The following is a 26206-nucleotide window of genomic DNA, read 5'->3' as shown; positions in this document are numbered from 1 at the left end:
GCCAGTATTCGAGGTGTGGACACATCCCTGACTGACCTCCCTGCCTGACCGGATACGGATTGGCTTAGAACCAGTAGTCGCCGCAGACTTGCGCTAGGGCATCCCCACCGACTTGACCGGCGGATTGCGCCATCGTTTGGGACGTAGACTTCACGGCCCACCAAACTTGTGGGGATTCTTCCCACTCATCGCGAAGTTCGGCATATTTCACCGCGTCGGCCCTCTTGAAGCTCTTCGGCCGCAGCAAACACTTCGGCCTCGATGGTCGAGGTTTGTTGGCAGCGTTGTTCGTCGTGGGCTTTGTTGGCTACCAATTCATCGACGAGTGTAATCTCGAACTGGCGCTCATTTTCCGGGGAAATCGCCGCGGTGAATACGCCACGCAGTTGAAGCCACTGGCCGGCGTTGGCGTAGTCCAGTACCTTGTCGTCTGCCAGAATGCTGAAGTAGGTTTCGCGGCCTGCGGCATCGGTATACGGTAGCGAAAGTTGCACCTGATCACCCAGGAGATTGATATCTCCCCCTGTGTCGCCCGAGCGGTGGAACAGCAACTCGAACTTCTGGGGTGAGGTGGCTGCTGCTAGCTCGGTTAGTTCTTCATGTAATAGGGCCGCACCGAGTCCACCGGTCTTGGTATCGATAGTGTCCCGGTAGGTTTGGGCCGACTCTTCACTCTTAACCGCTTCGCTTGCTTCAGCCGGAGCGCTGTCAGGCGCCGAGGATGCCGCACTCGGCTCAACGTTCTTGGGTGTGCTGGTTGCAGCGGACTCGGAATCAGTCATTGTCTGTTGGCCACAGGCACTCATGCTCAAAGCTAAGGTCAGACAGGCACCCAGCACCAATACTCGCCGCATCTCTATTACTCCCTACGCACTGCCCCAAAGGCAAGATTTCTCGGATCCCAAATTCTGATGTTAAGAATTCGTCATCCACACTTTATGCGGGAGCAGAGTATTTATTAAATCAGATTCATAAAATCTCACCTTGTGGACTTCGCAGGGAGCAAGAAGAGCTAATTACGTGTCTAGTCTGCGGAGTTTTTTGTTTTGGTCTGCTCAGCGGCTTCCTCGGCTGCGAGTTCGCTCGAATAACGCAGGGCCTCACCTTGGCGGATGTCCTCGGCTTCCTTCTGGGCCATTTTTTCCACGGCTGTCAGGTCACGCGGCGGCAGTTGAATCGATTCTTCGGCCTCGATTCCGGCTTGAAGTTCCCGTGCACGTTCCAGTTCGGCATCGAATACCGCCCCGAACAAGAGTGAAAGATTAGCAATCCAGATCCACAGCAGCAAGACGATCACACCACCGATGGCGCCATAGGTAGCGTTATAGTTTCCAAAGTTCGAGACGTAGTAGAAGAATCCCCAAGTCGCCAAGGCGAGCACCAGCAACGCGATGGCCGACCCCACGCTGATCCATTGGAACTTTGGTTGTTTCACATTCGGGGTTCCGTAGTACAACACTGCCACGAGGATGATCGCAAAAATCACGACCACCGGCCACTTGGCAATGTTCCAGATCAATAGTCCCTGCTCCCCCAGACCGATGGCCTGTCCGATGGTGCCGGCGATCGGCCCGGAAACGACCAAGAGCACCGCCATCACTGCCGCGGCGACCAACATAACCAGGGTGATCAAGAGCAAAATTGGCTTCAGCTTATAAAAGGGCCGGCCCTCTTGTACGTCATAAATTTGGTTCATCGCACGCCCAAAGGCCCCGACATAACCCGAGGCACTCCACAGGGCACCGAGAATACCGGCAACTAACGCGAACCCGGCCGACGGCGCAGAGGTGAGTTGTTCGATGGGTTGTTCTAAGGTCGTTACGACTTGCTCACTGGCGATTTCCTTGAGCATCCCCAACAAGTTTTGAGTTGTTGTCTCGGCTTGTCCCACGACACCGAGCAGCGACACCATCGCCAATAATGCCGGGAAGATCGAAAGCATCGTGAAGTAAGTCAATGCTGCAGCCAAGTCCGTGCATTTCTTGCGCGAAAACTCGTTTACGGAACGTTTGAAGGTATACCGCCATGAACGCAGACGTAGATCCGTGGGCATCTTTGGTTTGCGGGCCGCATCCGCATCCGGGGCATTCGTATACTTGTCGACCATGTCGGCTGGGCTTCCGGTTTCTTGGTTATTGGCCATGTTCCACCTCTAGCTTGTGTCGCGACAATGAGTTGCCTCATCTGCCGTTATTCAAACAGGGTACGAAGTTTTCTTCAATATTTTCAGCACCTTGCCAGCAAGAGCCAGTGCATCCGCGGTGGTACACAGGTGCTCCCACAAGATGATTCTCACTACCCCAGCTTCGGTGCTGCGCGACCCGCAAACGGCCGATGTTTCCGGTCTCGACGAGCGGAAGGATGGAGAGCAGATGGCCAGCTATCCGGGCAGGTCACACGCAAGAGATGGAGAAGATCATGACCACCACCCTCGCTCCACTAGGTCGCGAACTCACCGATGAACAGCTCGATGAGTTCCACGGCGCTGCAGCATGCACCGTCTACATCATTATCGACGGCGAAACCGGGAAATTCCTCGGATATGCCACCGTCGGGGACTGCGAAGTCAAAACCCGCGCCGCTTAAACACACTGCCCATCGACGCTAGCCCTTGGCCAATACCGGCCTTCGCAGCTCGATTCCACATCCACCATTACTCTTTCCACATTTAGGAGAACTGACCATGAGAACATCGACCGAATTCACTCGCGAACTCAACGACAGCGAGCTGGAGAGCTTTCACGGCGGATCATGTGAAATCACCATTATCCGTAACGGCAATGGCCAAGTTATTGGCATCAAAACCATCGGCCAGTGCGACGGCATCGTGATCAACCTGAACCCGCAATAAAGCTCATGGATTTAGGGGCCCCGGCAGCCTAGCGCTACCGGGGCCCGAAGCGGTTCATCGGCCAGTATTACCCTTGCGGCACCTTCCGTGCTTCGCTTCATCCCCGTCGATGCTGCGCAAAACAATCAGTGCTTCGTGACTCGACCAAATCCACCGACGATCCTGAAAGGCTGGCCCTTGCCATGTCCCGTCCTCCCGTCATCTTGCAGACCGCCGATACCGACTGTGCGGCAGCATGTCTGAGCGCTATTCTCCGGTTCAAGGGGCATACCGTGTCACTGGCCGGTGTGCGAGCCGAAATGGATCCCGGCCGTGATGGGTCATCGGGGCGGATTATCCGGGCTTCCGCCGCTCGGTGGGGTCTAGGCCTAAAGGCTTTGCTGGCCGACCCGGAGGAATTGGTTTCCCGCATCACCGAATTACAACTACCACTGATCATGCATCTTTCTCGTGGGCACTACGTGGTTGTTGAAGGGGCTCGGGGCTCGCAGATCTTTGTCATGGATCCGGCGGTAGGCAGGCGAACGATCGCGGCCGAAGAACTCGCCGAGGAAGCTAGCGGTATGGTGCTGATTATCGCCGAAGAGCAAAAGCTCAGCTCGGATCAGCTTCCACCCGAATCACGGCAACGGACGCTCAGTCTCTTGAAAGACATTTTGCTTTCGGTGCGCCGCGATTTCGGCTGGGCGGCGACGCTCTCAGCGTTACTCGCGGTCTTCGGACTCGCACTTCCGGTCGCCACCGCACTGATTGTCGATTCCATGATCGCCAACGATTTACCGCAACAGCGGTGGATGGTTTTAGGTATCGGTCTGGCCGCAGTGGTCGGTGTGCTCTCCCTCGCCCGCTACTGGATATTGTCCACTCTGCAGTACCGTTTGGCAGGCTCACTAAGCAAACGGGTGGCTTCCACACTTTTTAGTCGGAGCATGAAATTCTTTGACCGGCGTTCGGTTGGTGACATGGTGGGGCGGGTTGATTCGGCTCATGCAATCCACTCCTTACTTAGCGTCACGTTACTGGGCGCCGCACTCGACGCAATTCTGACCATCAGCTATCTGGTGGCCCTGCTACTCATTGCCCCCTCACTGGCCTTGACCACCGGCGTGATTATATTCAGCGGGCTTGGTCTGGCACTGTGGGTCGCAGCGAAATGTGCTGCGCTGCGTCGCGAAGAAATCTTGGTGACCGCGGAATCTTCCACGTTGATGGTCGACAGCATTAACGGGATGAACACGCTGCGGGCCTATCAGGCAGAACAAGGAGCGCTGAAAGAGTGGCAGGAACTGTTACAACGCCGACTGGCACTCACCCGCAGCCGCACTCGACTCAATGCGCTCGCGTTGGCGTTACTGGCGGCCATGGCAGTGATCACGCCACTGATCATCTTGTTGCAGGCCAGTTCGACCACATCGCTGGGACTCTTTAACCAAATCTCCCCCGGTGCAGCACTGGGTTTGATGGGCTTGGCCGCAGCTACACTCACGCCGGTTACCTCACTGGCCACCCAGCTGGTGGGGGCGGCAGATCTCCGCCCGCTGTTGGATCGTGTCGAGGATTTAGATTCGGCTCCGGCCGCGGAAATTGGTCAGCTGTCGGCAGGTACCCTGAGCGGTCAGCTGCGTTTAGAGTCCGTGAGCTTTCGGCACGAACGACACGGGCGCGAGGTGCTCAGTCAGATCAGTGGCGAGGTTGCCGCTGGCTCGAAGCTGTGCATCCTGGGTCCCACCGGTGGCGGAAAAAGCACCCTTGCGCAGCTAATGGCCGGGTTGCAGACACCAAGCGTCGGACGCGTCTTAATCGACGAACAAGATCTGCGCGAGTTAACGCCCGAATCCTTGCGCCCACAGATCGGTGTGGTTTTCCAAGACAACTGGCTCAGTCGTGGCACCATCCGTGACGCGGTACTTGCCGGACGCGAAGGATATGACGATGAGAGCGTCTGGCGGGCTTTGGCTCGGGCACAGCTCGCCGCAGAGATCATCGAATTGCCTCTTGGCATCGACACGCGGCTAGGGTCTTCGGGTACCGGGCTCTCCGGTGGGCAGCGGCAACGGCTCGCGTGGGCTCGGGCGTTACTCGCCGACCCGAAAATTCTGATCCTCGACGAGCCCACGAGCGCATTAGATGCACACACCGAGGCAATGATCGAACAGGTTCTACGCGAACTATCTATCACCCGAATCGTGATCACCCACCGTTTAGATGTCGCGGCGGACGCAGATGAAATCTGGGTCGTAAATCATGGACAAATTACCGAACGCGGCACCCCGGAAGAACTCTCCGGCAGCCAAGGCTGGTACGCCTCACTGATCCGAGGCCGGAGCCGTGTGTGATCCTACGGAATGACATGACGTACCGTTTACGGATGATGACTAGTCAGTAACGCATGTGCCAAGATGTAGTCACTTGCATGCCTACCGAGGAGTTCACCGTGACCGAATCATCCGAGCCTGCGGGCACCACCGAGCAATCAGCATCCTCCCCCGGTTCGTCCCCCGCAACCCCAGAACGCACTGCCCAAACCGTAGCGGTACACCAAGGAAAACTCCTGCTCACCGGGTGGGCGGTCAAGAACGATGTGGTCGTGGTGCTGGCCGGTGGACTTGATGCCTCTGTCGAGGTCACTGTCGATGGCCAACGCATCGGTGTGGAAGAGATCTACGAGACCACCAAGGGGTTTGAGCGATGGGAGCCACTGAGCGCACTGCAGCTACCCGAGGGCACCCTGAACGTCGGGGCCGAAGCCTACCCGCCAGGCATGGAACCCGAGCATTCGCGCGGGATGCCAGCCACTTACGCCTTCTGGTGCCGTTTGTTTCCCCGGATTCGCGGGTGCTGAAACACCACCGCGTAGTGCGCACGGTCATGGCCCTGGCCGTGTTTGGTATCGATCTGCTCATCTGGGGTGGAGACACCCATAGCTTCACCGGAGCCGAGCTTCCGCTCTGGCTCGTGCTGGGCGTAGGTGTCGCCACCTATAGTTGGTTAGCGATTCCGCGTTCCCCGGTACCGGGGTACTTCGCGATGCTGCTACTTGCGCTAGCCTCGTTGACGCTACCTGCGGCCGAGTGCATGGCCGGGTTCATGATGGCGCTGTTCCTGATGGCGCGGCACGCATCCAAACGTCATGCGTGGCTAGCATTAGCCAGCTCTGTGGTGCCGATTGGGATCACCACCTATAACGGTGTTTCCTACTACGACAGTGTCACGGTGCTCTTTGTTCTGATCAACGCGGGATTATGGAGTGCTGTAGTGCTCGCGTCCTGGATCGCCGGACGAGCGTTAGCCCGCAATGCGCACCGCTTGTCCACCGAAAGACGTTGGGCTGAAGAAGCCCGCGACGAAGCAACCGCGGTTGAACGCCTGCGAATTAGCCGTGACCTACACGATTCGGTGGCCCACTCGATGACCGCGATTGTGTTGCAGGTGGCTGGAGTGCGCACCGTCATCAAAAGTCAGAAACCCGGCGTCGACGTTGATCGAGTGCTGGCCGACATTCAAGCGACCGCGGAACAAAGCATGCGCGAACTGCACCGGTTACTCGGAATGCTGCGTAGCGAAAGCCCGACCGAAGCCGAGGACTCACACACCTTGGCCAACACCGCCAGCCTGATCAGCTCGGCACGCGACTCCGGATTGGACGTTGTCGCCACCACCCACGGCCATGAACAGCCGCTAGATCCAAGTGTGGCCCATGCCGCCTACCGGGTAGTCCAAGAAGGCCTTGCCAACGCCATGAAACATGCCGGGGAGGGAGCCCGGGTAGAGCTATCCCAGGAGTGGTCTCCCGGCAAGCTCACGCTCAGCCTCCGCTCAATTTCCGGAGTCGAAACTCACCAAGCGATCTCTGGCGGCTACGGACTTCTGGGCTTACGCGAACGAATCAGTGTCTCGGGCGGAACCCTGCAGCATGGCCCCACCCGCGACGGGTTCTTACTCAAAGCCACCCTGCCGGTCACCGGGGCTCAGGGAAGTGGCAGTACACCAGCAATTATCGAAGAGTGAATGAGGGATCATGACCGCCGTTCTAATCGTTGATGACCAGCCAATGGTTCGCGCCGGGATTTCCATGTTGCTTTCGGCCGAACCGGACCTCGAAGTCGTTGGAGAGGCCGGCTCCGGGCAGGAAGCCTTGGATCTAGTGCGCAGCACCCGACCCGAGGTTGTGCTGATGGACGTGAGGATGCCAGGAATGGACGGCGTGACCGCCACCCGCGAACTGGTCCGAGAATCGCTCACTCATCCCGACCGGCTAGTCAGAGTGCTCATTATGACTACGTTCGATGATGAAGATGTTGTGGTCGAAGCCCTCCAAGCCGGTGCCAGCGGGTATCTGCTCAAGCATGCCTCCCCCACCGAAATTGCTGATGCGATACGCCGAGTGGCAGCCGGGGACACTTGGCTGGACGCCACCGCTGCCACCCGTTTAGTGCAACGGCTACGCACCAAAAGCGCCGAGCACCCGGATGTCACCGAATTACTGACACCACGTGAGCAAGAGGTGCTGCGCTTCGTCGCCGCGGGGCTGTCCAATCGAGAAATCCGTGATGCCTTGGTGCTCAGTGAAGCCACCGTCAAGACACATGTGGCGCGGATCCTGTTCAAAACTGGATCGCGCGACAGGGCGGCAGTGGTGGCGCTGGCTTACCGCTCCGGATTTGTCCACCCCGACGACCCAGTTCCGGCGAGCTGAGCAAAATCATCCTCTGGGGTACTAAAGATACCGTGCTGGGATGATGCGCACCCCGCGAGGCACTGTCATACTGAAGTCGAAATGCAAACGCGCGCTCAGGAATTTGATACCGCGCGCATCATTTCGATAGTCGCGGCACACCGTCGCAGTGACTATCCATGAGTAAAGGGTTAGATTCCAGATCGTGTACTCTTCACCGATTCGCCACAGCTGTTGCTTGTTGCGAACCCGATATCCCGGAATCTGAGGTGACTTTCTTGGGGGAGGAAGTCATAGGCCCATGGTTTAGCCGACGCTCCATCGGTTAGACCATGGGCTTCCTTGCGTTTGATGGCAACTCTCAGCAGACCAATCCGAGCAACGACATCGTGCCCCTAGGACCGTCAGTGTTTCGATAGGCTGTGCCTATGCACCCCACTTCACAGCGCCAAGTCGGCGATGAACTCTCTACCACCGAATTCCAGCTACTCACCATGCTATGTGCTGGACAGGATTCTCGGTTCGTGCAAGCCCGGGCGCAATTGGAACGAGCCTACTGGGCCGGCAATCAAATCGCAGACTGCGCCTGCCCACTAATCGGTGTCACCGGCAAAACTTCACTGACTCCGATTAAGTTTGGCGGCGGGCCCTTCGCTACGCTTGAGGCGATTCGCGAGGGTGAAGGTGTGGGGTTGGTGCACCTGTGGGTAGTGGACGGATTCCTACATTCTGTGGACTACATCCCGCACGATAATGACGAAATACACGATGTATTGCCCGATCCAGGTACCTACACCTTTGAGGCTGTTTAGGTCTAGATGGTAGTTGTCCTGCTGCACTCCATCCCCGAGCTGAGCTAAGTCATTCCGTCGCGGTATTGAAGTTACCCCGGCACGGTGATTGTCCGGCAGAGCTTCTGCGGAACGATTGAGACATCAGCAACCGAGAGAAATAGTTCTCTCTCACCGCAACCCAATGGAGTCATCATGCGCAGTGCATCACGAGTCGTGGGCAAAGCTTCCCTGCTTCTGGCCACCGCAGCCCTCTGCTTAGGGGCAACACCGGCTTTGGCCGATACCACTGAGAACGCGAGCAAGAGCCCGCACGAGCGAATCAATCCGATCAAACCCCCACGGGACCTGTGCCCGGGACCGGTGGTGCCGGAGCCGATGGTCAGACCACTGTACTGCGATATTGTCTTGCCACCGACCCCACCGAGGATCCCGCGACCCATCCAGCCGCCGATCCTTGAACCCAAGGCCGAGGCGACTGCGGTCGCTGCGGTCTCAGTTACTTCACGCACCGTGCCTTATCCCCCGTGGCCACATCCTTCACCGTGGCCTGAACCTTGGCCGACTCCGAGCCCTTGGCCCACTCCCTGGCCACCCAGCCCTTGGCCCGGACCAACCTTCCCGGTTGAGATGATGCAGGCAAGCCATGCTCTGGATAACGCCGAACCCGGTATGCCGATTCCTCGCGGTATCGGAGATAACAAAGGCAGCAACGGTACCGGCACCCTGAATGCCTAATCATTGGGTTCTCAGCTACTAACCCGGCTATTCAATCCCCCATGTGGTGGATTGAATAGCCGGGTTATTTATTGGATTCCAGGTCTCCTAAAGAGCGTTAGAAAATTAGATCCGATCCGAGTTTGAGAATTAATGCGCTAACCACGATCACGAAGATGATGCGAATAAACTTGCTACCTTGGGAGATGGCCATCCGTGCCCCGAGGTAACCACCCAACATATTCATCACACCCATGGCTAGACCCAGGCCGACTAGGACGTGGCCTCCGGGCAGGAAGAGGAGCAGGGCCCCTAGATTCGTGGCCAAGTTGACGATCTTGGCCTTGGCTGAGGCCTGCAGGAAGCTGTAACCAAGCACGGTGACCATAGCAATAATCAGGAAAGAACCGGTTCCCGGGCCGACCATCCCGTCATAACCGCCGATTACAATTCCAATCAGAATGGCTCTGAGGTAATGTCCTTGTCCGCTGTATTTCAGCTTCGAGAGTTCTCCCGCTTTGGGTTTGGCAATGGTGAAAATCAGTACCGCCACCAAGGCTGCAATAATGATCGGTTCGATCAGGTCGCTGGGGAGGATGACGGCAACTCCGGCACCACCAAAAGCTCCGGCGAGCGCGCACAGGGCCATCGGGATCGCCGTTTTGAGATCCGGACTGGTGCGCCGGTAGTAGGTAATGGCACTGGTCGTGGTGCCGAAAATGGAGCCCAGCTTATTCGTCGCTAGGGCCTGCACCGGGGTTATCCCGGGAAAAAGTAGTAGCGCGGGCAATTGGATTAGTCCTCCGCCGCCTACCACGGCATCCACCCATCCAGCCGCAAAGCCCGCTAGTAACAGCAGGGCCAGCGGCCAGACAGGAACGGGTTCGCCGTTGACCGACAGGAAGTCGATGATCTCTTGCACCGCGCTACGTCCTTTTCAAATGACCTTTGAGTCAGAGACTCTTAGCCGCGCAGCTCAGCCACGACGTCTTCGAGCTTCACATCCCGACGTTCACCGCTGGCTCGGTCCTTGACCTCTACCAAGCCATCGGCCAGGCCACGACCGACAACCACAATGGTCGGTACACCGATCAGTTCGGCATCCGAGAACTTCACTCCAGCCGAAAGCTTCGGGCGATCATCAAAGATGACATCGAGACCAGCGGCTTCGAACTCGTTGGCTAGCTTTTCGGCGGCCTCCAAAAGTTCTGCGCCCTTGCCGGTGACTACTAGGTGGATGTCAGCCGGTGCGATCTGCTGCGGCCAGGACAGTCCGTTTTCGTCGTGGTAGGTTTCGGCCAAAGCAGCTACGGCACGGGTCACACCCACACCGTATGAACCCATGGTTACCACCTGCAGCTTGCCGTTCTGGTCCAGGACTTTCAGGTCCAGGGCCTCGGCGTATTTGCGGCCCAGCTGGAAGATGTGCCCCATCTCGATGCCGCGTTCGGTGCGCAACGGGCCCGAGCCATCCGGAGCTGGATCTCCGTCCAGCACGTTGACCGCTTCGATGGTTCCGTCCCAGCTAAAGTCACGCTCGGCGACAAGGTTGAAGACGTGCTGACCCTTGACGTTGGCACCGGTGATCCAAGCTGTTCCGGCCACCACGCGTGGATCAACCAGGTAGGTGATACCGTGCTCGGTGTCCTTACCCAGCAGCTGGTTATCTAGTCCAAGAGCTGGGCCGAGATAACCGGTGACGATCTCAGGGTGCTTCGCTAGGTCTTCGGCACTGGCCTGCTCCACCTGAACTTCACCATTGATCCCCAAGGCAGCACCAATGGTGGCTTCCACGCGCTTCTCGTCTACCTGCCGGTCTCCTGGAACGCCCAGGACCACCAGGTGACGTTCGCCCTCAGGGTCCACGACAGCCAACACCACGTTCTTGAGTGTGTCTTTGGCTTCCCAGGCACGGTCTGCACGCGGACGTAACTCGTTCGCTGCAGCTACCAAAGTGTCAATCGTTGGAGTGTCCGGAGTATCGAGAACTTCGAAGGCGGCGGCATCGGTGTAATCGATGGCTTCTGGAACAACTGTGGTCACTGCCTCGACGTTTGCAGCATAGCCGCCCGGAGAACGCACGAAAGTGTCCTCACCAATCGGGGTTGGGTGCAGGAACTCTTCGGACTTCGACCCACCCATGGCACCGGCCTGAGCGAAAACCGGCACAACTTCGAGACCAAGACGTTCAAACATCTTTAGGTATGCAGCACGGTGAGCCATATAGGCCTCGTCTAGACCCTCGTCATCAATGTTGAAGGAATACGAGTCCTTCATGATGAACTCGCGGCCACGCAGCAGACCAGCACGTGGACGTGCCTCGTCACGGTACTTATTTTGAATCTGGTAAAGGTACACCGGAAGATCCTTGTACGAGGAGTACAGGTCTTTGACCAGCAGCGTGAACATTTCTTCATGGGTCGGCGCTAGCAAGTAATCAGCGTCTTTGCGGTCCTTCAGACGGAAGAGACCCTCGCCGTATTCGGTCCAACGTCCGGTCTGCTCATACGGTTCGCGCGGTAACAGCGCCGGGAAATGCACTTCTTGGGCACCAATGGCGTTCATCTCTTCACGCACAATGTTCTCGACCTTGGCCAGCACCTTCAGGCCAAGCGGTAACCAAGTGTAGATTCCCGGGGCGGCACGGCGGATGTAACCGGCACGCACCAGCAACCTGTGGCTGGCAACCTCGGCGTCAACCGGATCTTCGCGCAAGGTGCGCAGGAACATGGTGGAAAGCTTCAAGACCACGCTTCGTATCCTTTTCCGTAAGTTGCACGCCACCGCCGGATAATGGGCAGGCCATGAACTTAGCAATGCAAAATCTTATTGTTTGGCCGATTTCACGACCACGAACAATCTTAGCCGCTCAACTCTGCTGCGGCTTGCCGAACCGTTGTGAAGGAAAAGAAAAAGCCGCCCTCACCGCGGGCTAAGACCCGGCAGTCAGAGCGGCACTTCTCAATCTCGTTTACTGAACGTTGGCGAGTTCCGCCACTGCTCGATTCACCTCGGAGATCAGCTCATCGATAATCTGCTGTTCGTCAGACACGTCACCGGATGCGCTGACGGATACAGCGGTGCGACCTTCAATGGCCTGAACGCTAATCGAATTCATCGGAATGTCAACGCCGTCCATGGTCACGTTCGTCTTGGTCACCAGGGTAATCTCTGCGTCTGAGGAAGCATCTACGATTTCAGCGGACGCTTCTAGTTTCTGACCTTCGGCTTCCATCGAAAAACTCTCGCAGCCTTGCATGTCCTTGCTCTGTGCAGCCGTGCGTGCTTCATCCAGCTTCGCATCGTCCTCGTAAGAGGAAACGGAATAACTGGTTGCATCGGTACCTTCAAGTACGGTAGCAACGGCCATGTTAATGCCTTCAACATCCCACGAACCCTGCTGGGAAATCAGTTCGGCGCACTGAGCTGGCTCAATGTTCATGGATTCGATCATGGCCTGTGCCTGTGGCAGGGTGGCAGCGATCGTATCGCCATCAAGGATCTGGGCTTCGCCCTTACCAGCTACGAGCGCCTCAACGACACTCTTAACCTGAGCTCCGTCGAGAGCTTCACCCGAAGCTGCTTCGGCTTGCGCGGTTTCCTCGCTCTGAGTGCTCTGCTCAGTTTGGGTACCCTCGGGTGCAGTTTCTGCGCCACCGTTATCGTCCGATCCGGAACAACCCGTCAAGGCGAATGCGGCAGCCAGCGGCAAAATCATCAACGAACGCTTCTTCATGCTCAAATCCTTAGGTAGGGATGCGTTATAACTCCTACTATTTGACCACATGTTGGAGATATTGTTCCTAAGAAATCCCGGAGATCTGCGATTAAGTCGAGAAGTCAAACTTCAATCAGGGATCACTCTAAGGCGGCTAATAGTTCATTGACCTGTTGCGATAGCGATTGAAACTGGTCGTCTTTCGCATTGTTTTGTAAAGGCTGATTAATCGTGATCATCACATTTCCATCGGCGACTTTTAGAAGTAACTGTTGCTCCGAAGCCGCGCCATCGCTGCTGGTGAGTACATGCGCGACGGTACGTTCTGCCTCCGTCGATACTTCTTGGGCAGCCATATGGAAGGCCACTCGTTGGGAACCGTTGAGAACTGTATAGCGCGAGCATCGCTCAGTACGTTCGGACCCTGCATCAAAGTTCTCGGCTAACTGTTTGGCGTCCTCATAGGAAGCTAGCGTGATCAGACTATCCTCCGTTTGAAGGGCTGCCATCACGGCATGTTCAAGCTGTTCGGCCACGGGAGCGCTGAGTGTGAGTCCGCATTCTTCGGGATTCACTTCAAGCTCTTGAAGCCAAGCTTCCGCCGCGGGGATGGACTCACGCAATTGTTGATCACTAAGTACCTGACTGTTCGGATGCTGCGTAGTCTGCACTTCCAGAACTTGAACAAGTTCCTCGGCCGTATGCTCACTTGCGGCGCTGCCTTCGAGTTCAGTCGATTGCTCGACGCTTGGTTCCGCCACAGAGCAACCAGCCAAGAGTAATACGGTGGCACTCAAGGCTGAGAGCAACACCTTCGTCCGATACCCGCGCATTCAGCAGTCCTTCCGTGACGGTCGACCCAACCGCCTATGGCTCAGTCCAACATTTAGACTAGAACAGAATCGTTGCGAAGGTACCAATTTGTCGAAAGCCTACGCGTTCATAGGTTCGCAAGGCAGGCTCGTTGTAGTCGTTGACGTACAAACTGACCACGGGCGCGAAGGTGAGCGCGTGATTGACTACCGCGGCCATATAGTTCGCTGCAAGAGACTGACCTCGATAGCGGGGGTTGATCCATACGCCTTGGATCTGTGTTGCGTGGGACGTCACGGTGCCCAAATCGGCTTTGAAAATTATCTCGCCGTATTGATCGACATCGATAAAGGTATGCCCGTTCCGGAGCATTTGGCGCACGCGGCTCCGATAGTAGCCTCCCCCACTGCTCAGTGGGGAGTAACCAAGCTCTTCTTCAAACATTGCGGCACTAGCCGGAAGGACCGCATCGAAATCATCGATTGTGGCCGGGCGCAACGTGGGGCTGGGTTCGACAGGAGAAAGATCATCCATCACCAACAATGGTTGGTTGGGCCGAACGTCAAAAATCTGTTGGGATCCCCGAGCCAGAATCGGCTCCATGGCCATCACGGCCTCACTTGGACCGAATACCGAGGCAAAGCGCTGGCGGGTAGCCATGGCTCGGCGCGCATAGATTTGTGCCAAAGATGGTGCCATGGGCGTGGGCACGATATTTGCTCCGACCCAGCACGCGTTAACTAGCTGTGCCGGGTCGCTAGGAGCGAGTATTCGAGCGAATCCGTCGGGCGCGGCGGTGCCATGCTGATCCACCTGTGCGCGGAGAAAAATATTCGATACTGGATCTTTGTCCAGCATCGCGAGCAGGGCCGGGGTATCCTCCCGGCCCAGCACGCGTGTTAGCTGATCGGAATCATCTTTAGCTGACGGTAACCACGGGAGCACCCGAGGCAGAATCTTCGCCATTGTTCAATTCCATCTCGCTGGCAATACGGTTGGCCTCGGCGATGAGCGTTTCGACGATCTGGTCTTCCGGAACGGTCTTGATGACTTCACCCTTGACGAAAATCTGCCCCTTACCGTTGCCTGAGGCCACACCAAGGTCTGCATCGCGAGCCTCGCCTGGGCCATTGACTACACAACCCATGACTGCCACACGTAACGGAGCTTCCATGCCTTCCAAGCCCTCGGTAACTTTTTCGGCCAAGGTGTACACATCAACCTGTGCTCGACCGCAGGAAGGGCAGGAGACAATATCGAGTTTGCGCGGGCGCAAGTTCAGCGATTCCAAGATTTGATTGCCCACCTTGACCTCTTCCACCGGTGGGGCGGAGAGGGAAACGCGGATAGTGTCACCGATACCCTGCGACAACAGCGCACCGAAAGCGGTCGCAGACTTGATGGTTCCTTGGAAGGCCGGTCCGGCCTCAGTCACACCCAAGTGCAACGGCCAATCACCAGATTCTGCCAATAACTGGTAGGCACGAACCATAATTACCGGGTCACTGTGCTTCACCGAGATCTTGAAATCACGGAAACCGTGCTCTTCGAAAAGCGAAGCTTCCCAAATGGCCGATTCGACCAAGGCCTCCGGAGTGGCCTTTCCGTACTTCTTTAGAAGTTTTGGATGTAGCGATCCACCGTTAACTCCGATACGAATCGAGGTGCCGTGGTCCTTGGCCGCCTGAGCGATCTCCTTCACCTGGTCATCGAACTTACGGATATTTCCAGGATTAACACGTACTGCACCGCAGCCTGCTTCAATCGCGGCAAAGACGTACTTTGGCTGGAAGTGAATATCGGCGATGACCGGGATTTGCGATTTCATCGCAATGATTTTTAGCGCTTCGGCATCTTTATCCGTAGGGCAAGCAACACGCACAATGTCGCAACCAGCTGCGGTCAATTCCGCGATCTGCTGCAGCGTTGCGTTGATATCGTAGGTTTTGGTGGTGGTCATCGTCTGCACGCTGATGGACGAATCTGATCCGATTCCCACGTGGCCAACATTAAACTGGCGGGTCTTACGACGTGGTGCGACGACCGGCGGTGGTGCTGCCGGCATGCCGAGTTTGACCGAGGTCAATGGATGCCTCCAAAAGTATTTGGGTATGTCTCAGTTTCAAGTATGTCACTGTCTGCTGGCTAAAGGGTACGGATGCGAGCTAGGCCACCCTTACTGACACTCACACATAGAGTCCATCCCATCGGTTTGGCATCTCGTCCTTAAGAGTGATTCACCGAACGCTTGACGTTTATTATGATGAGTGGAGTAAATACGGTGAGCTACAGAAAGCCCAAGGACGGTTATTGATGGATCTATCAGGACTTATCGACTATTTCGGCTTAAACGGTTCGCGGCGCTCCAAGACGGAATCCGTCACCGGTCGCCGGCGCAGGTGGCAACAACTGACACTATGTCTGATTCTGGCCGTCACGGTGTTTTTCCTCTTCCGTTGGCTTTTGGAAGATGCCACCGGATTCACTGTCTATGTTCCGTACCTCGCTGCGACCAGCACGCTGCTGACTAGCCAGTTGATCCTGAGAAATTCCCAGCTAGAAGCCGAAGTAGAACGCCAAAACGGAACTGGTGAGTAGCGATCCGCGGATCGCTACTCACCATCCTTTAGATCTGACGAATTAGTTTGCTTCGGCGACCTTACGAATTTCATTAAGCATGGTCGAAACCTGCTCGGCCACCTCGGCGTCATCCTTCGGGTGGGTTTCAGCGAAACGAACCACTGAGTTCGGGATGGCAATCTTGATGTCTTCCAACACCTTTGCACCAGCAATTCCCAGAGCCTTGCGGGCCTCGTCCTGGGCCCATACGCCACCGTACTGACCGAAGGCGGTACCGATTACCGCAGCAGGCAGGTCCTTGGCCACCGAGGCACCGAAGGGGCGGGAGAGCCAGTCAATGGCATTTTTCAGTACCGCTGGCATGGTGCCGTTGTACTCCGGGGATACCAGAATCAGGGCGTCGGCTTCGGCAACGGCCGCACGCAGCTTGACAGCAGCTTCTGGCACCTGACCTTCAACATCATTGTCTTCGTTGTAGAACGGGATCTCTTCCAGACCCGCATAAACATTCACGTCAACACCCTGTGGCGCGTTTTCGACGGTGGCTTCGGCCAGCTGACGGTTAGTGGATCCATGACGTAGCGAGCCGACGAGTGCCAATACGGTAGTTGCCATAAGGGTATTTCTCCTTGGGATTGCGCTCTTAAGATGCGCATAGGTGATACTTCAACTTTCACAACCGATGGTCAGCTATTTCGATTCCCAGTGGCAGCAGTGATGCTCGCCACGGTTGGTACGTATCGGCGATCCACTTCGCTTCATGAGCAAAGAATGCGGCGAGGGACCGGATCGGTAGCGTGCCGGTATCTAGGTATTCGTCCCGAAAGCACAAAGTCCCCACACCCGGATGGATGTGGGGACCAACGTGTCCGGTTCTAGGAGGCGAACTGTGAAAGGAGCCCGGTAACCGGGTTCCACTCGGTCACCTTGACCTGTTCCAGCGCACCGACCATATTGAATGGGTCGTTCTCCAAGACCTCACGTAGCTGCTCCTCGGAGTCTGCTTGGAAAATGAGTAGCGCCCTATCGGCCACCGGGCATGGCCCCGAAGCCAGCACAGAAACCGCAGCGGTGGTGTCCAAAAAATCGGAAAGGTAGCCGCGGTGGGCGGCGCGGTGTTCGTTACGCAACTCCACTGAATTTTCGGCGTACAAGTATTCAACAGCAAAAACAGTCATGACCTAAGGTTATAACTCCACAGCTTAGAAGATTTGAATGGGCTTGAAGATGTCGGCGTATATTAACAGTCCGCCCATCACCATCATGGCGACCACCACCACATAGGTCAGCGGCAACAGCTTGAGGGTGTCTACCGGAGCAACATGCTTCTTCCCGGCAAGACGGCCAAAGAAGCGCTTGACCCCCTCATAGAGCGCACCGGCCACGTGCCCGCCGTCCAAAGGCAGCAAGGGGATCAGGTTGAAAGCAAACAACGCAAGATTAAGGCCGCCAATGAGGGAAACCAGCGAGGCAGCCTTGTCGGTCACCTCCAGTTGATCCGAGGCATTGATTTCCCCCGCGATACGCCCCACCCCCACTACTGAGACTGGCCCGTTCGGGTCGCGTTCTTGGGTACCAAAAGCAGCCTGAGCCACATCAACCATGCGTTGCGGCAAATGGAGAATCACTTCGCCGATGCGTAAGAGCTGATCCCCCACCACCACCGGAACTTCACTAATCGGTTGGGGCAGGTTCTGCAGCTCGGAAGCCATCCCCACGAACCCAACCTCTTCGGTCAAGGTTTGCCCATTCGGGCCAGAAACCGCATAGCCGTCCTCATCCAGCACCGGACGTTCGGTCAGATACGGGGTCAGGGTGGTGGCGTGCACGGTGCCACCACGTTCATATTCCAGAGCAATGCTCTGGCCCGGATGTTCACGAATCACACCGGTCAGTTCATACCAAGCATCGTGAGCCACGGCCTGCCCGTTGACTGCGGTGATGGTATCCCCCGGGCGCAGTCCGGCGGCGTAAGCCGGTGCCGCCGGGTCGCCACTGTGACATTCCGTGGCGTCGCTGCGCTCCGCGGTGGCCATGCACTGGTAGACCTCACTGACGGTAGTAGTCGCGGTGGATACCCCGAAACCCATCACCACGATACCGATCATCACAAAACCAATGAGCAGGTTCATCAATGGTCCGCCGAGCATGATGATAATCCGCTTGTAGATCGGCAGCTGATAGAACATCCGGCCGTCATCTTCGACTTTGACCTGTTCGTTAGCCTGCGAACGAGCATCATCGATAAGCTGCCCGAACACTTTCGGGAAGAAACCCCGTTTCTTCCCTTCGGTGGCGGTGGCAGGCTGCGGCGGGTACATCCCCACCATGGAGACATAGCCACCCAGTGGGATGGCTTTAACCCCGTATTCGGTTTCCCCGCGTTTAAAGGAGAAGAGGGTCTTTCCAAAACCGATCATGTACTGCGGTACGCGCAGTCCAAACTTCTTAGCCGGTAACAGGTGCCCGACTTCGTGTAGCGCGATCGAAGCGGCAACCGCCACGATCATCACCAACACGCCTGCGATGAACAGCAGCGTACTCATGCCATCTCCTTGATGAACTCACTGGCATAGCTCCGGGCCCACTGATCGGTTTCCAGCACCAATTCGGCGCTGAGTTCCCCGGAGGGTGCCTGGTAAGAATCTAGGGCACGTTCGATCGAATCGACAATGTCAGTGAAGCGGATCCGCCCCTCATGGAAAGCGTCGACCGCAACCTCGTTCACCGCGTTATAGACGGCCATATGGGTACCCGAGGTGCTGGCAGCTTGCTTAGCAAGTTTGACCGCGGTGAACACCTCTCCGTCCAACGGCTCGAAGGTCCAGCTCGCTGCTGTTGAAAAATCGCAGGGAGTCGCGGCTCCGGCCACCCGGTGCGGCCAATTCATCCCCAAGGCAATGGGCAGGCGCATATCAGGTGGCGAGGCTTGAGCGATCACCGAACCGTCGATAAATTCCACCATCGAGTGCACGATGGATTGCCGGTGTACCACCGGTTCAATCTTTTCTAGCGGAACGTCGAAAAGCAGGTGAGCCTCGATAATCTCCAGCGCTTTGTTGACCATGGTCGCCGAGTTCGTGGTAATCACACGGCCCATATCCCAGGTCGGGTGAGCTAGCGCCTGGGCGGGGGTGACTTGGTCAAGTTGCTCCCGGGTGTATCCGAAGAAAGGGCCTCCAGAAGCCGTGACAATGAGTTTGGCGACTTCGTCGCTGCTTCCCGATCGTAGCGCCTGGGCTAAGGCCGAGTGTTCCGAGTCCACCGGAGCAATTTGCCCGGCTTGCGCCGCAGCCATCACCACCTGGCCACCAATGATCAACGATTCCTTATTTGCCAGAGCCATCAGGTGCCCGGCTTTCAGCCCGGAGAGTGTCGGTTCCAGCCCGATGGCTCCAGTAATCCCGTTGAGCACCACGTCCGCTTGAGCGTATCCAGCAATCTGCGTGGCCGCGTGTTTACCTGCCACGAGTTCGGGATGAAAATTCTTCACCCCGGCAGCCTCAGCAGCCGCGGCGATGGCAGCGGCCAGCCCGCTCGCATCCTCAGCTGCGCAACCGACCACCTCGGCACGCACCGCCACGGCCTGCTCGGCGAGCAGTTTGAGATTGTATCCCCCGGCGAGCGCCGCGACGCTAAAGAGTTCCGGCGCTTGGGCAATAACATCTAAGCCCTGGGTTCCCACAGAGCCGGTGGATCCCAAAAGGATGACGCGGCGTGGATGGCCTAGCGGAGTAAAAGTTGATTGGGTGCTCACTTAGTTAATTATGGACTGTTTAACTGTGAGCTCCCAAAGCGTCGGGCGGCAGCCGATAACGCACCACTTTGGCAGCAGAGTGTGGGTTACGTGTGGAGTTTGATGGCCTCGGTTCAGCGACTTCGTCGCCTGATGCTGACCGCAGCTGCACTGCGCACGTTGCTCAGAGTGCCGAGTTAGCCATCACTCAATGTTTGCCGGATCGATGAACACCTTGCTACGCAAGAGCAAACAGAAGCTCTCGGGTTAATTGGGCTTTCGGTTCACCTAGATCTAGAGTTCCTAGTCGCCCAACCTCAGGCCACCGGCCAGCACGCTATGATTCGAAGGGCCGCTCGCAACACCATTACTGTTCGATCTTCTAAACCAGTTTTTGGCTCGCCGCCGCTGCCCGGTGGGCCTCCGCGGTGAACATCAAGCAACTGCGTTCAGCGGTGGCCACCACCGTGCCGTGTTGATTGCGTCCGGTGTGTGCGAAGGTAGCAATCCCCAAACCCGGCTTCGACTTGCTGGGGCGCAATGCCACCACTGTGGTCTCGGTAGTTAAGGTATCCCCGGGATACAACGGGTGCGGAAAGGTAATCTTGGCCAGTCCCAGCTGTCCTACGATTGTTCCTTGGGTTAGCTGGGTCACCGATTGGCCGACCATGGTTGCCAGCGTGAACATCGAATTCATCACGCGTTTGCCCAAGGGCTGGGCGGAGGCGAAAACCTCGTCAAGGTGTAGCCCCTGGGTATTCATGGTCATCGTGGTGAATAGGACGTTGTCAGCTTCGGTCATCGTGCGCCCGGGAGTGTGCACATAAAGCACATCGGTTTGCAGTTCGTCGAAATACAGACCGCGCTGCTCAATCCGTTTCATTTCGCTTCTCCTTAATCACAGTCCCAGACTGCGGGCAATCAGCATCAGCTGTACTTCGCTGGTGCCCTCACCGATCTCCAAGATCTTTGAGTCGCGGTAATGGCGAGCCACCAGTGACTCATTAATGAATCCGTAGCCGCCAAAGATTTGTGTAGCGTCCCGGGCATTATCCATGGCTGCTTCGGAGGCAATCAGTTTGGCTTGTGCGGCTTCAACTTTGAAATCCTTACCGGCGAGCATGCGTGCAGCGGCCGCGTAATAGGCAAGTCGGGCTGAATGCACGCGCGAGGCCATCCGTGCGATGGTGAAGGAAATCGCTTGGTTGCGGCCAATGGGGGTTCCAAAGGTGATCCGGTTCTTGGCATATTCCACTGCCTCATCCAAACACCCCTGGGCCGCACCGGTAGCTAGGGCAGCAATAGCGATTCGCCCCTCATCGAGGATCTCCAAGAAGTAGGCATACCCTCGCCCGCGTTCACCCAGCAGGTTCTCCTCGGACACCAGGACATCATCAAAGCTCAGTGGATGAGTGTCACTTGCCCGCCAGCCAACCTTGTCGTAGGCCGGGTGAACAGTGAATCCCGCGCTCCCACTCGGAACGATCAGGGCAGAGATTTCCTTAGCCCCGGTGTCCTTTTCCTGTCCGGTCACTGCGGTGACGGTGACATGCGAGGTGATGGTGGTCCCGGAGTTAGTAATGAACTCCTTTGACCCATTGATTTTCCACTGTCCGTTATCCAGTTCGGCCTTGGTTTTGGTTGCTGAAGCATCCGAGCCGGCTCCCGGCTCAGTTAGACCGAAACCGCCTAGCTTCTGCCCGCTGGCCAGTTCCGGAAGCCACCGGTTCTTTTGTGCCTCACTGCCAAAACGATAAATGGGCATGGCTCCAAGCGAGACGCCAGCTTCCAGGGTAATGGCCACGGATTGATCCACTCTACCGAGCTCTTCGAGTGCCAGCGAGAGCGCAAAATAGTCCCCGCCCATGCCGCCGTAGTCTTCACTAATCGGCAACCCGAAAAGACCCAACTCCCCCATCTGCGCAACCACCTCATAAGGGAAGGTGTGTGTCGCATCGTGATGCGCGCTAACCGGGGCGACGACCTCGCGGGCAAATTCTCGCACCACGGAGATCAGGTCTTGATAATGCTCATCCAGATCATGGTTCAGCATTTATTCTCCTTATCTCACTATCCGCTCCCCCGACGGCGAAATATGGGTGACCTGCCGCGGTGAACAGACTCGGCAATACTGGCGCGTAACGCATTGAGACCGCCCTGCACAGCCAGTATGGTTAATATCAATTAACTAATTCGAGACTAGTGTCGCAGCTCACACTTGTCTAGGGTTTCGGGCCAGCAAAGGGGGTCGCAAGGATGGCGAGAAGCTATCAGTCATTGAGCGAGCCCACGGAACGCGAACGGGCCAAGGCCGAACGCCGTGATTCACTGCTGCGGGAAGCTACTCGACTGTTTGCCCTGCACGGTTACGCCGGGGTGTCCTTGGAAGACCTCGGGGCAGCCTGCGGGATTTCCGGTCCGGCCGTCTATCGACATTTCTCCGGTAAGCAGGCCGTTCTCATCGCGTTGATGGTCGATATGTCCACGGACATTCTCGCCGGGGGTCAGCAAGCGGTGGGTATCGGTGGCGAACCCCTAGAAGTTCTGCGGCGTCTGGTGGATTACCACACGGATTTTTCCTTCTCGCGCCCGGACATCATTCAGGTTCAGGACCGAGACTTGAAATCCTTACCCAAAACGGAACTACAGCTGGTTCGGAAACTGCAAAATGCTTATATTGCGTTATGGACCGATCAACTTGAGAAGTTACACCCCGGGTCCACGGCACAAACGAATCGCTTTCGGGCTCACGCAATATTCGGGTTACTGAATTCGACCTCACATTCGGTGCATAACCCGCGGACCAAAAAGTCTGGTTTGAAACTCTTGCTATCTCAGATGGCACTCGCAGCTCTGACATCACCGGTAGGCTAGTGTCAGATGCCGCTTTCCAACCGCAGCAACCGTTGCGGTCACACATTCACAACCGAAAGGCCTTTCTCGTGCAGCTACGTGAAGTTCGCCCTTCAGACCTCGATGTCTTCTTCGCTCAGCAGCAGGAACCAGAGGCTAACCTGATGGCCGCCTATCAGGCACGCAACCCAGCCGACCGTTCGGTCTTCGATCACCATTGGTCATCGATCCTCAACGATCCGAAGGTAATCGTGCGCACGATCGAGCACGAGGGAGAAGTTGCCGGGTCCATTCTGGTCTTCGAACATGACAAGACCCCGGAAATCTCCTTCTGGACTTCGTCAAAGTTCTGGGGCAAGGGCATCACCACCACCGCGGTGGAAGCGTTCTTGGAGCAGTACACCAAGCGTCCGCTAGTCGCGCACGTGGTGCACGATAACGTCGGCTCCATCAAGGTTCTTGAGCGCCGTGGCTTCAAACTGTTGGGTACCGAGGAAGTTTTTTCAAACTCGCGTGCGCAGGTTGTTACCGAAAACATTATGCAACTGGACTAATACCCGTTGCACACCAAAACGAAGAGTCCCGATTCCATGAATCGGGACTCTTCGTTTTTCGTTTCTTGCTACCGCACAGCTTAGCCACTGGCGGATGTGCCGTTGTCACCTGACAAGGCGACAACGGCACAGGGAAGTAAACGCTGGTGCCTACCGCTGGTTGTTCAGCAACCGCCACGCGTCGCGGCGTTCGGCCTGCAGGTACGGATCCGGTACCGGTGCCGCGGCCAGCAGACGCCGGGTGTAGTCGTGCCGTGGCGCGTGCAGCACTTCCTTCACCGGCCCCTGCTCCACCGCCTTGCCGCTTTGCATCACCACTACCGAATCGGCCAACATATCCACCACGGCTAGATCATGGCTGACGAACAGGCAAGCGAAGTTGAAGTCGCGCTGCAAGTCTTGCAGCATCTCCAACACCACGGCCTGCACCGAGACGTCCAACGCACTGGTGGGCTCATCAGCAATCAATAGTTCCGGGCTCATGGTCAGTGCGCGCGCAATGCAGATACGCTGTCGCTGACCGCCGGAGAGCTCGTGCGGATAGCGGTTGATCACGTTGCGCGGCAGTTTGACCGCGTCGAGCAACTCCTGAGCGCGCTTCACTCGCGATGCCTTCGTCCCGACCTTGTGCACCACCATCGGCTCAGTGATGCACTCGCCGATCGGGAAACGTGGGTTCAGCGATGCGGCAGGATCCTGGAAGATCACCCCAATGGATTTGCGCACCTCACGGGCCTGCCGCGGTGAGAGCTTAGGCAGATCGTGGCCTTTGACCAGCAAGCTGCCTTCGGCCACCGGCAATAGCCCCAGCACGGCCTTGGCCACAGTGGATTTGCCAGAACCGGATTCGCCCACGATACCCAGCACCTCGCCTTTGGCGATATCGAAGGAAACTCCTTCCACCGCCCGGTATTTAGAGCCGCGCATGTCGTACTCCAACACCAGGTCCTCGGCAGTGAGCACCAGCTCACGATCCTTGGGGGTTACCGGTTCAGCCTGCGCGGGGCCGGCCTCGGTCAGTTCAATCTTCGACAAGCGCGGTACGGCAGCCAACAGGCGCTGGGTGTACTCGTGCTGCGGGCGCAGCAGAACCTGCTCGACACTCCCGGTCTCCACCAGATTGCCTTGGAACATCACCGCAACACGATCGGCCATATCCGCCACGACCCCCATGTTGTGGGTAATCAGCAGGATGCCGGTGTTTAGCCGGTCCTTCAGCTCGCGCATCAGGTCCAGAATTTCGGCCTGCACCGTCACATCCAGTGCGGTGGTCGGCTCATCGGCGATGATCACCTTGGGGTCACAGGAGATCGCCATGGCGATCACGATGCGCTGTCGTTGGCCGCCAGAGAACTGGTGCGGGTACTGCTTAATCCGTTTGGCGGGTTCTGGGATACCGACCATTTCCAGCAGCTCCACCGCGCGGGCCGTGGCTTCCTTACCGTACGCGATTCCGTGCAGTTCCAAGGCCTCGGTGAGCTGACGTTCCACGGTCAACACCGGGTTCAGCGCCGTCATCGGTTCTTGGAAGACCATGGCGATATCGGTGGCACGCATTTTGCGCATCGCACCTTGATCCAGTCCTACCACGTTGACGTTGCCCACGCGGGCTTCACCGGTGATGTTGGCGTTGCCGGGCAGCAGCCCCATCGCGGCGGTGGAGGTGACCGACTTCCCGGAGCCCGACTCACCGACTAGCGCCACGACCTCGCCGGGGCGAACTTCTAGGCTCAGGCCCTTCACTGCGTGCACATCGCGGGCTTCGGTTTCGAAGGTGACCTTCAGGTCTTGGAAACTCAATGCATAATTCTCGGTAGCTTCAGTGCTCATGACCTAGCCCTTTCGATTCATCAGCGACAGCTTCCGGCGACGTGGCCGGGAGCTCTGACGTGGGTCGAACGCATCGCGCAGACCGTCGCCCAGGAAGTTCACGCTCAACGCGATGGCGACGATGATCATGCCTGGCCACCAGAACAGCCACGGACGTGAAACGAACGCGTTCTGGTACTGGCTGATCAGTAGCCCGAGCGAGGATTCCGGTGCCTGAACACCGAAGCCGAGGAAGGATAGGGAGGATTCAAGCAGGATCGCCCCGGCAATCGCGAAGGTCGCGTTCACCACGATGACACCGATGGTGTTGGGCAGCAAATGCTTGAAGATGACCCTTCCAGTGCGCGAACCCATGGCTTGGGCCGCGGCTACGTATTCGCGTTCGCGCAGTGAGAGCACCTCGCCGCGCACCAGACGCGCCAACCCGGTCCAGGTCACCAAGCCCAGCACGAGGGCTAGGGTGATAATCGATCCGGAAGATGCACCGGCCATTTGACCAAGCACGGCGGCCAGCACCAGCAAGGGGATCACGATGAACAGGTCGGTCATGCGCATCAAGATCTCATCGACCCAGCCGCGGAAGTATCCGGCGACCGCACCAATCACCGAACCGATGAAGGTAGCTACCAGGCCAACCACCAAACCGATGATGATCGACTTCTGGGTGCCGTTCATCACCAGTGCGAAGTAGTCTTTGCCGATCGAATCCTGACCGAAGGGGTGTTCACCGATGCTCAACCCGCTACCGCCTAACCAGGTGGGCAGCAGGCTCATCGTCGGGCGTCCACCATCGACTACCTGACCGGCGGCGAGGTAGGACTTATCCCACCAGCCCGGTAGCGGCCCGTAACCGATGGAGGTGAACGCCACCACGGTAATGATCACCAGCACCGCCGAGGAGATCATCGCCGGCTTGTGCTTGATGAAGCGCTCAAAGACGATGCGTCCTTGGCTTTTTGATTTTTCGTCCCGACTCGCCAGCTTGGCATCTTCGACTTCGGCGATCGAAGTCAGATCCTTGGGAGTCTGCTCATTGGTATTGCTCATCGTGTGTCCTTAATGTGCCACGCGGAATTCTTGTGTTTCGC

Annotated in this window: 27 protein-coding genes; 11 read left to right on the top strand and 16 right to left on the bottom strand. The window is 57.2% G+C overall.

Features of this window, described 5'->3' with window-relative positions:
* Nucleotides 1-185: 185 nt before the first annotated feature.
* Both ACQQZ8_RS04655 and ACQQZ8_RS04650 read right to left on the bottom strand, forming a co-directional pair.
* Nucleotides 186-854: a hypothetical protein gene (locus ACQQZ8_RS04655; RefSeq protein WP_431711523.1), complete on the bottom strand. Its 669-nt coding sequence runs from the start codon at nt 852-854 to the stop codon at nt 186-188.
* A 170-nt stretch (nt 855-1024) separates the two neighbouring features.
* On the bottom strand, nt 1025-2143 hold the full coding sequence (locus ACQQZ8_RS04650; RefSeq protein ID WP_431711522.1) for a YihY/virulence factor BrkB family protein: 1119 nt from the start codon (nt 2141-2143) through the stop codon (nt 1025-1027).
* Between the two features lie 275 nt (nt 2144-2418).
* On the opposite strand from ACQQZ8_RS04650, the gene ACQQZ8_RS04645 reads away from it, so the two are divergent.
* The 8 genes from ACQQZ8_RS04645 to ACQQZ8_RS04610 all read left to right on the top strand — a co-directional run bounded on the left by ACQQZ8_RS04645 (nt 2419) and on the right by ACQQZ8_RS04610 (nt 9055).
* Nucleotides 2419-2586 carry a hypothetical protein gene (locus ACQQZ8_RS04645; RefSeq protein ID WP_431711521.1) on the top strand — a complete coding sequence of 56 codons (168 nt, stop codon included), beginning with the start codon at nt 2419-2421 and terminating at the stop codon, nt 2584-2586.
* Between the two features lie 97 nt (nt 2587-2683).
* A complete protein-coding gene (locus ACQQZ8_RS04640) occupies nt 2684-2851 on the top strand; it encodes a hypothetical protein (RefSeq protein WP_431711520.1) in 168 nt (55 codons plus the stop codon).
* Nucleotides 2852-3033: 182 nt separating this feature from the next.
* A complete protein-coding gene (locus ACQQZ8_RS04635; RefSeq protein WP_431711519.1) occupies nt 3034-5187 on the top strand; it encodes a peptidase domain-containing ABC transporter in 2154 nt (717 codons plus the stop codon).
* A 98-nt stretch (nt 5188-5285) separates the two neighbouring features.
* Entirely contained in the window at nt 5286-5693 is a 408-nt protein-coding gene (locus ACQQZ8_RS04630; protein ID WP_431711518.1) for a hypothetical protein, read from the top strand.
* Nucleotides 5660-6859, top strand: a complete 1200-nt coding sequence (locus ACQQZ8_RS04625) for a sensor histidine kinase (RefSeq protein WP_431711517.1) — start codon at nt 5660-5662, stop codon at nt 6857-6859. The genes ACQQZ8_RS04630 and ACQQZ8_RS04625 overlap by 34 nt, the downstream gene beginning before the upstream one ends.
* Before the next feature lie 10 nt (nt 6860-6869).
* The gene (locus tag ACQQZ8_RS04620; RefSeq protein WP_431711516.1) at nt 6870-7547 is read left to right on the top strand and encodes a response regulator; all 678 of its coding nucleotides are present in this window, start codon (nt 6870-6872) and stop codon (nt 7545-7547) included.
* Nucleotides 7548-7954: 407 nt separating this feature from the next.
* The gene (locus ACQQZ8_RS04615) at nt 7955-8338 is read left to right on the top strand and encodes a hypothetical protein (RefSeq protein WP_431711515.1); all 384 of its coding nucleotides are present in this window, start codon (nt 7955-7957) and stop codon (nt 8336-8338) included.
* A gap of 174 nt (nt 8339-8512) precedes the next feature.
* A complete protein-coding gene (locus ACQQZ8_RS04610; protein WP_431711514.1) occupies nt 8513-9055 on the top strand; it encodes a hypothetical protein in 543 nt (180 codons plus the stop codon).
* Nucleotides 9056-9152: 97 nt separating this feature from the next.
* Here ACQQZ8_RS04610 and ACQQZ8_RS04605 read toward each other — a convergent pair whose 3' ends face one another.
* The 6 genes from ACQQZ8_RS04605 to ispG all read right to left on the bottom strand — a co-directional run bounded on the left by ACQQZ8_RS04605 (nt 9153) and on the right by ispG (nt 15651).
* Nucleotides 9153-9947 carry a sulfite exporter TauE/SafE family protein gene (locus ACQQZ8_RS04605; RefSeq protein WP_431712136.1) on the bottom strand — a complete coding sequence of 265 codons (795 nt, stop codon included), beginning with the start codon at nt 9945-9947 and terminating at the stop codon, nt 9153-9155.
* Between the two features lie 50 nt (nt 9948-9997).
* Nucleotides 9998-11785 carry a proline--tRNA ligase gene (locus tag ACQQZ8_RS04600; protein ID WP_431711513.1) on the bottom strand — a complete coding sequence of 596 codons (1788 nt, stop codon included), beginning with the start codon at nt 11783-11785 and terminating at the stop codon, nt 9998-10000.
* Between the two features lie 220 nt (nt 11786-12005).
* Complete coding sequence (locus ACQQZ8_RS04595; protein WP_431711512.1) at nt 12006-12770, bottom strand: hypothetical protein; 765 nt, start codon at nt 12768-12770, stop codon at nt 12006-12008.
* Nucleotides 12771-12892: 122 nt separating this feature from the next.
* The gene (locus tag ACQQZ8_RS04590; protein ID WP_431711511.1) at nt 12893-13585 is read right to left on the bottom strand and encodes a hypothetical protein; all 693 of its coding nucleotides are present in this window, start codon (nt 13583-13585) and stop codon (nt 12893-12895) included.
* 58 nt (nt 13586-13643) lie between these two features.
* Nucleotides 13644-14531, bottom strand: a complete 888-nt coding sequence (locus tag ACQQZ8_RS04585) for a GNAT family N-acetyltransferase (protein ID WP_431711510.1) — start codon at nt 14529-14531, stop codon at nt 13644-13646.
* Nucleotides 14485-15651 (bottom strand): flavodoxin-dependent (E)-4-hydroxy-3-methylbut-2-enyl-diphosphate synthase, encoded by a 1167-nt coding sequence (gene ispG, locus ACQQZ8_RS04580; protein ID WP_431711509.1) that lies wholly within the window; start codon nt 15649-15651, stop codon nt 14485-14487. Before ispG ends, ACQQZ8_RS04585 begins: the two co-directional genes overlap by 47 nt.
* 227 nt (nt 15652-15878) lie before the next feature.
* Here ispG and ACQQZ8_RS04575 point away from each other — a divergent pair, with 227 nt between their 5' ends.
* Nucleotides 15879-16163 (top strand): hypothetical protein, encoded by a 285-nt coding sequence (locus ACQQZ8_RS04575; protein WP_431711508.1) that lies wholly within the window; start codon nt 15879-15881, stop codon nt 16161-16163.
* Nucleotides 16164-16205: 42 nt separating this feature from the next.
* Here ACQQZ8_RS04575 and ACQQZ8_RS04570 read toward each other — a convergent pair whose 3' ends face one another.
* The 6 genes from ACQQZ8_RS04570 to ACQQZ8_RS04545 form a co-directional block, all read right to left on the bottom strand.
* Nucleotides 16206-16760, bottom strand: coding sequence for an NADPH-dependent FMN reductase (locus ACQQZ8_RS04570; protein ID WP_431711507.1), 555 nt, complete (start codon nt 16758-16760; stop codon nt 16206-16208).
* A gap of 260 nt (nt 16761-17020) precedes the next feature.
* Entirely contained in the window at nt 17021-17323 is a 303-nt protein-coding gene (locus ACQQZ8_RS04565) for a YciI family protein (protein ID WP_431711506.1), read from the bottom strand.
* Between the two features lie 24 nt (nt 17324-17347).
* Nucleotides 17348-18691 carry a M50 family metallopeptidase gene (locus tag ACQQZ8_RS04560; protein WP_431711505.1) on the bottom strand — a complete coding sequence of 448 codons (1344 nt, stop codon included), beginning with the start codon at nt 18689-18691 and terminating at the stop codon, nt 17348-17350.
* Nucleotides 18688-19902, bottom strand: a complete 1215-nt coding sequence (gene dxr / locus ACQQZ8_RS04555; protein WP_431711504.1) for a 1-deoxy-D-xylulose-5-phosphate reductoisomerase — start codon at nt 19900-19902, stop codon at nt 18688-18690. The genes ACQQZ8_RS04560 and dxr overlap by 4 nt, the downstream gene beginning before the upstream one ends.
* 361 nt (nt 19903-20263) lie before the next feature.
* Entirely contained in the window at nt 20264-20764 is a 501-nt protein-coding gene (locus ACQQZ8_RS04550) for a MaoC family dehydratase (protein ID WP_431711503.1), read from the bottom strand.
* Between the two features lie 15 nt (nt 20765-20779).
* A complete protein-coding gene (locus tag ACQQZ8_RS04545; RefSeq protein WP_431711502.1) occupies nt 20780-21934 on the bottom strand; it encodes an acyl-CoA dehydrogenase family protein in 1155 nt (384 codons plus the stop codon).
* A gap of 203 nt (nt 21935-22137) precedes the next feature.
* Here ACQQZ8_RS04545 and ACQQZ8_RS04540 point away from each other — a divergent pair, with 203 nt between their 5' ends.
* Nucleotides 22138-22755, top strand: a complete 618-nt coding sequence (locus ACQQZ8_RS04540) for a TetR/AcrR family transcriptional regulator (protein ID WP_431711501.1) — start codon at nt 22138-22140, stop codon at nt 22753-22755.
* A 68-nt stretch (nt 22756-22823) separates the two neighbouring features.
* Nucleotides 22824-23288, top strand: a complete 465-nt coding sequence (locus ACQQZ8_RS04535; RefSeq protein ID WP_431711500.1) for a GNAT family N-acetyltransferase — start codon at nt 22824-22826, stop codon at nt 23286-23288.
* A gap of 150 nt (nt 23289-23438) precedes the next feature.
* Here ACQQZ8_RS04535 and ACQQZ8_RS04530 read toward each other — a convergent pair whose 3' ends face one another.
* Both ACQQZ8_RS04530 and ACQQZ8_RS04525 read right to left on the bottom strand, forming a co-directional pair.
* A complete protein-coding gene (locus ACQQZ8_RS04530; RefSeq protein WP_431711499.1) occupies nt 23439-25118 on the bottom strand; it encodes an ABC transporter ATP-binding protein in 1680 nt (559 codons plus the stop codon).
* A 3-nt stretch (nt 25119-25121) separates the two neighbouring features.
* Nucleotides 25122-26165: an ABC transporter permease gene (locus tag ACQQZ8_RS04525; protein ID WP_431711498.1), complete on the bottom strand. Its 1044-nt coding sequence runs from the start codon at nt 26163-26165 to the stop codon at nt 25122-25124.
* Nucleotides 26166-26206 lie beyond the last annotated feature (41 nt).

It is taken from the genome of Glutamicibacter uratoxydans (assembly GCF_050753455.1).
Classification (GTDB): Bacteria; Actinomycetota; Actinomycetes; order Actinomycetales; family Micrococcaceae; genus Glutamicibacter; species Glutamicibacter uratoxydans_A.
This window is presented reverse-complemented; position numbering and strand designations above follow the sequence as displayed.

Bases quoted from the DNA above. Each gene is read 5' to 3' on its own strand.
- ACQQZ8_RS04540 (WP_431711501.1), top strand. From the start codon at position 22,138: ATGGCGAGAAGCTATCAGTCATTGAGCGAGCCCACGGAACGCGAACGG.
- ACQQZ8_RS04645 (WP_431711521.1), top strand. From the start codon at position 2,419: ATGACCACCACCCTCGCTCCACTAGGTCGCGAACTCACCGATGAACAG.
- ACQQZ8_RS04585 (WP_431711510.1), bottom strand. From the start codon at position 14,531: ATGGCGAAGATTCTGCCTCGGGTGCTCCCGTGGTTACCGTCAGCTAAA.
- ACQQZ8_RS04650 (WP_431711522.1), bottom strand. From the start codon at position 2,143: ATGGCCAATAACCAAGAAACCGGAAGCCCAGCCGACATGGTCGACAAG.
- ACQQZ8_RS04570 (WP_431711507.1), bottom strand. From the start codon at position 16,760: ATGGCAACTACCGTATTGGCACTCGTCGGCTCGCTACGTCATGGATCC.
- ACQQZ8_RS04655 (WP_431711523.1), bottom strand. From the start codon at position 854: ATGCGGCGAGTATTGGTGCTGGGTGCCTGTCTGACCTTAGCTTTGAGC.
- ACQQZ8_RS04525 (WP_431711498.1), bottom strand. From the start codon at position 26,165: ATGAGCAATACCAATGAGCAGACTCCCAAGGATCTGACTTCGATCGCC.
- ACQQZ8_RS04635 (WP_431711519.1), top strand. From the start codon at position 3,034: ATGTCCCGTCCTCCCGTCATCTTGCAGACCGCCGATACCGACTGTGCG.
- ACQQZ8_RS04615 (WP_431711515.1), top strand. From the start codon at position 7,955: ATGCACCCCACTTCACAGCGCCAAGTCGGCGATGAACTCTCTACCACC.
- ACQQZ8_RS04560 (WP_431711505.1), bottom strand. From the start codon at position 18,691: ATGAGTACGCTGCTGTTCATCGCAGGCGTGTTGGTGATGATCGTGGCG.
- ACQQZ8_RS04640 (WP_431711520.1), top strand. From the start codon at position 2,684: ATGAGAACATCGACCGAATTCACTCGCGAACTCAACGACAGCGAGCTG.
- ACQQZ8_RS04610 (WP_431711514.1), top strand. From the start codon at position 8,513: ATGCGCAGTGCATCACGAGTCGTGGGCAAAGCTTCCCTGCTTCTGGCC.
- ACQQZ8_RS04595 (WP_431711512.1), bottom strand. From the start codon at position 12,770: ATGAAGAAGCGTTCGTTGATGATTTTGCCGCTGGCTGCCGCATTCGCC.
- ACQQZ8_RS04590 (WP_431711511.1), bottom strand. From the start codon at position 13,585: ATGCGCGGGTATCGGACGAAGGTGTTGCTCTCAGCCTTGAGTGCCACC.
- ACQQZ8_RS04545 (WP_431711502.1), bottom strand. From the start codon at position 21,934: ATGCTGAACCATGATCTGGATGAGCATTATCAAGACCTGATCTCCGTG.
- ACQQZ8_RS04565 (WP_431711506.1), bottom strand. From the start codon at position 17,323: ATGACTGTTTTTGCTGTTGAATACTTGTACGCCGAAAATTCAGTGGAG.
- ACQQZ8_RS04550 (WP_431711503.1), bottom strand. From the start codon at position 20,764: ATGAAACGGATTGAGCAGCGCGGTCTGTATTTCGACGAACTGCAAACC.
- ACQQZ8_RS04530 (WP_431711499.1), bottom strand. From the start codon at position 25,118: ATGAGCACTGAAGCTACCGAGAATTATGCATTGAGTTTCCAAGACCTG.
- ACQQZ8_RS04575 (WP_431711508.1), top strand. From the start codon at position 15,879: ATGGATCTATCAGGACTTATCGACTATTTCGGCTTAAACGGTTCGCGG.
- ACQQZ8_RS04620 (WP_431711516.1), top strand. From the start codon at position 6,870: ATGACCGCCGTTCTAATCGTTGATGACCAGCCAATGGTTCGCGCCGGG.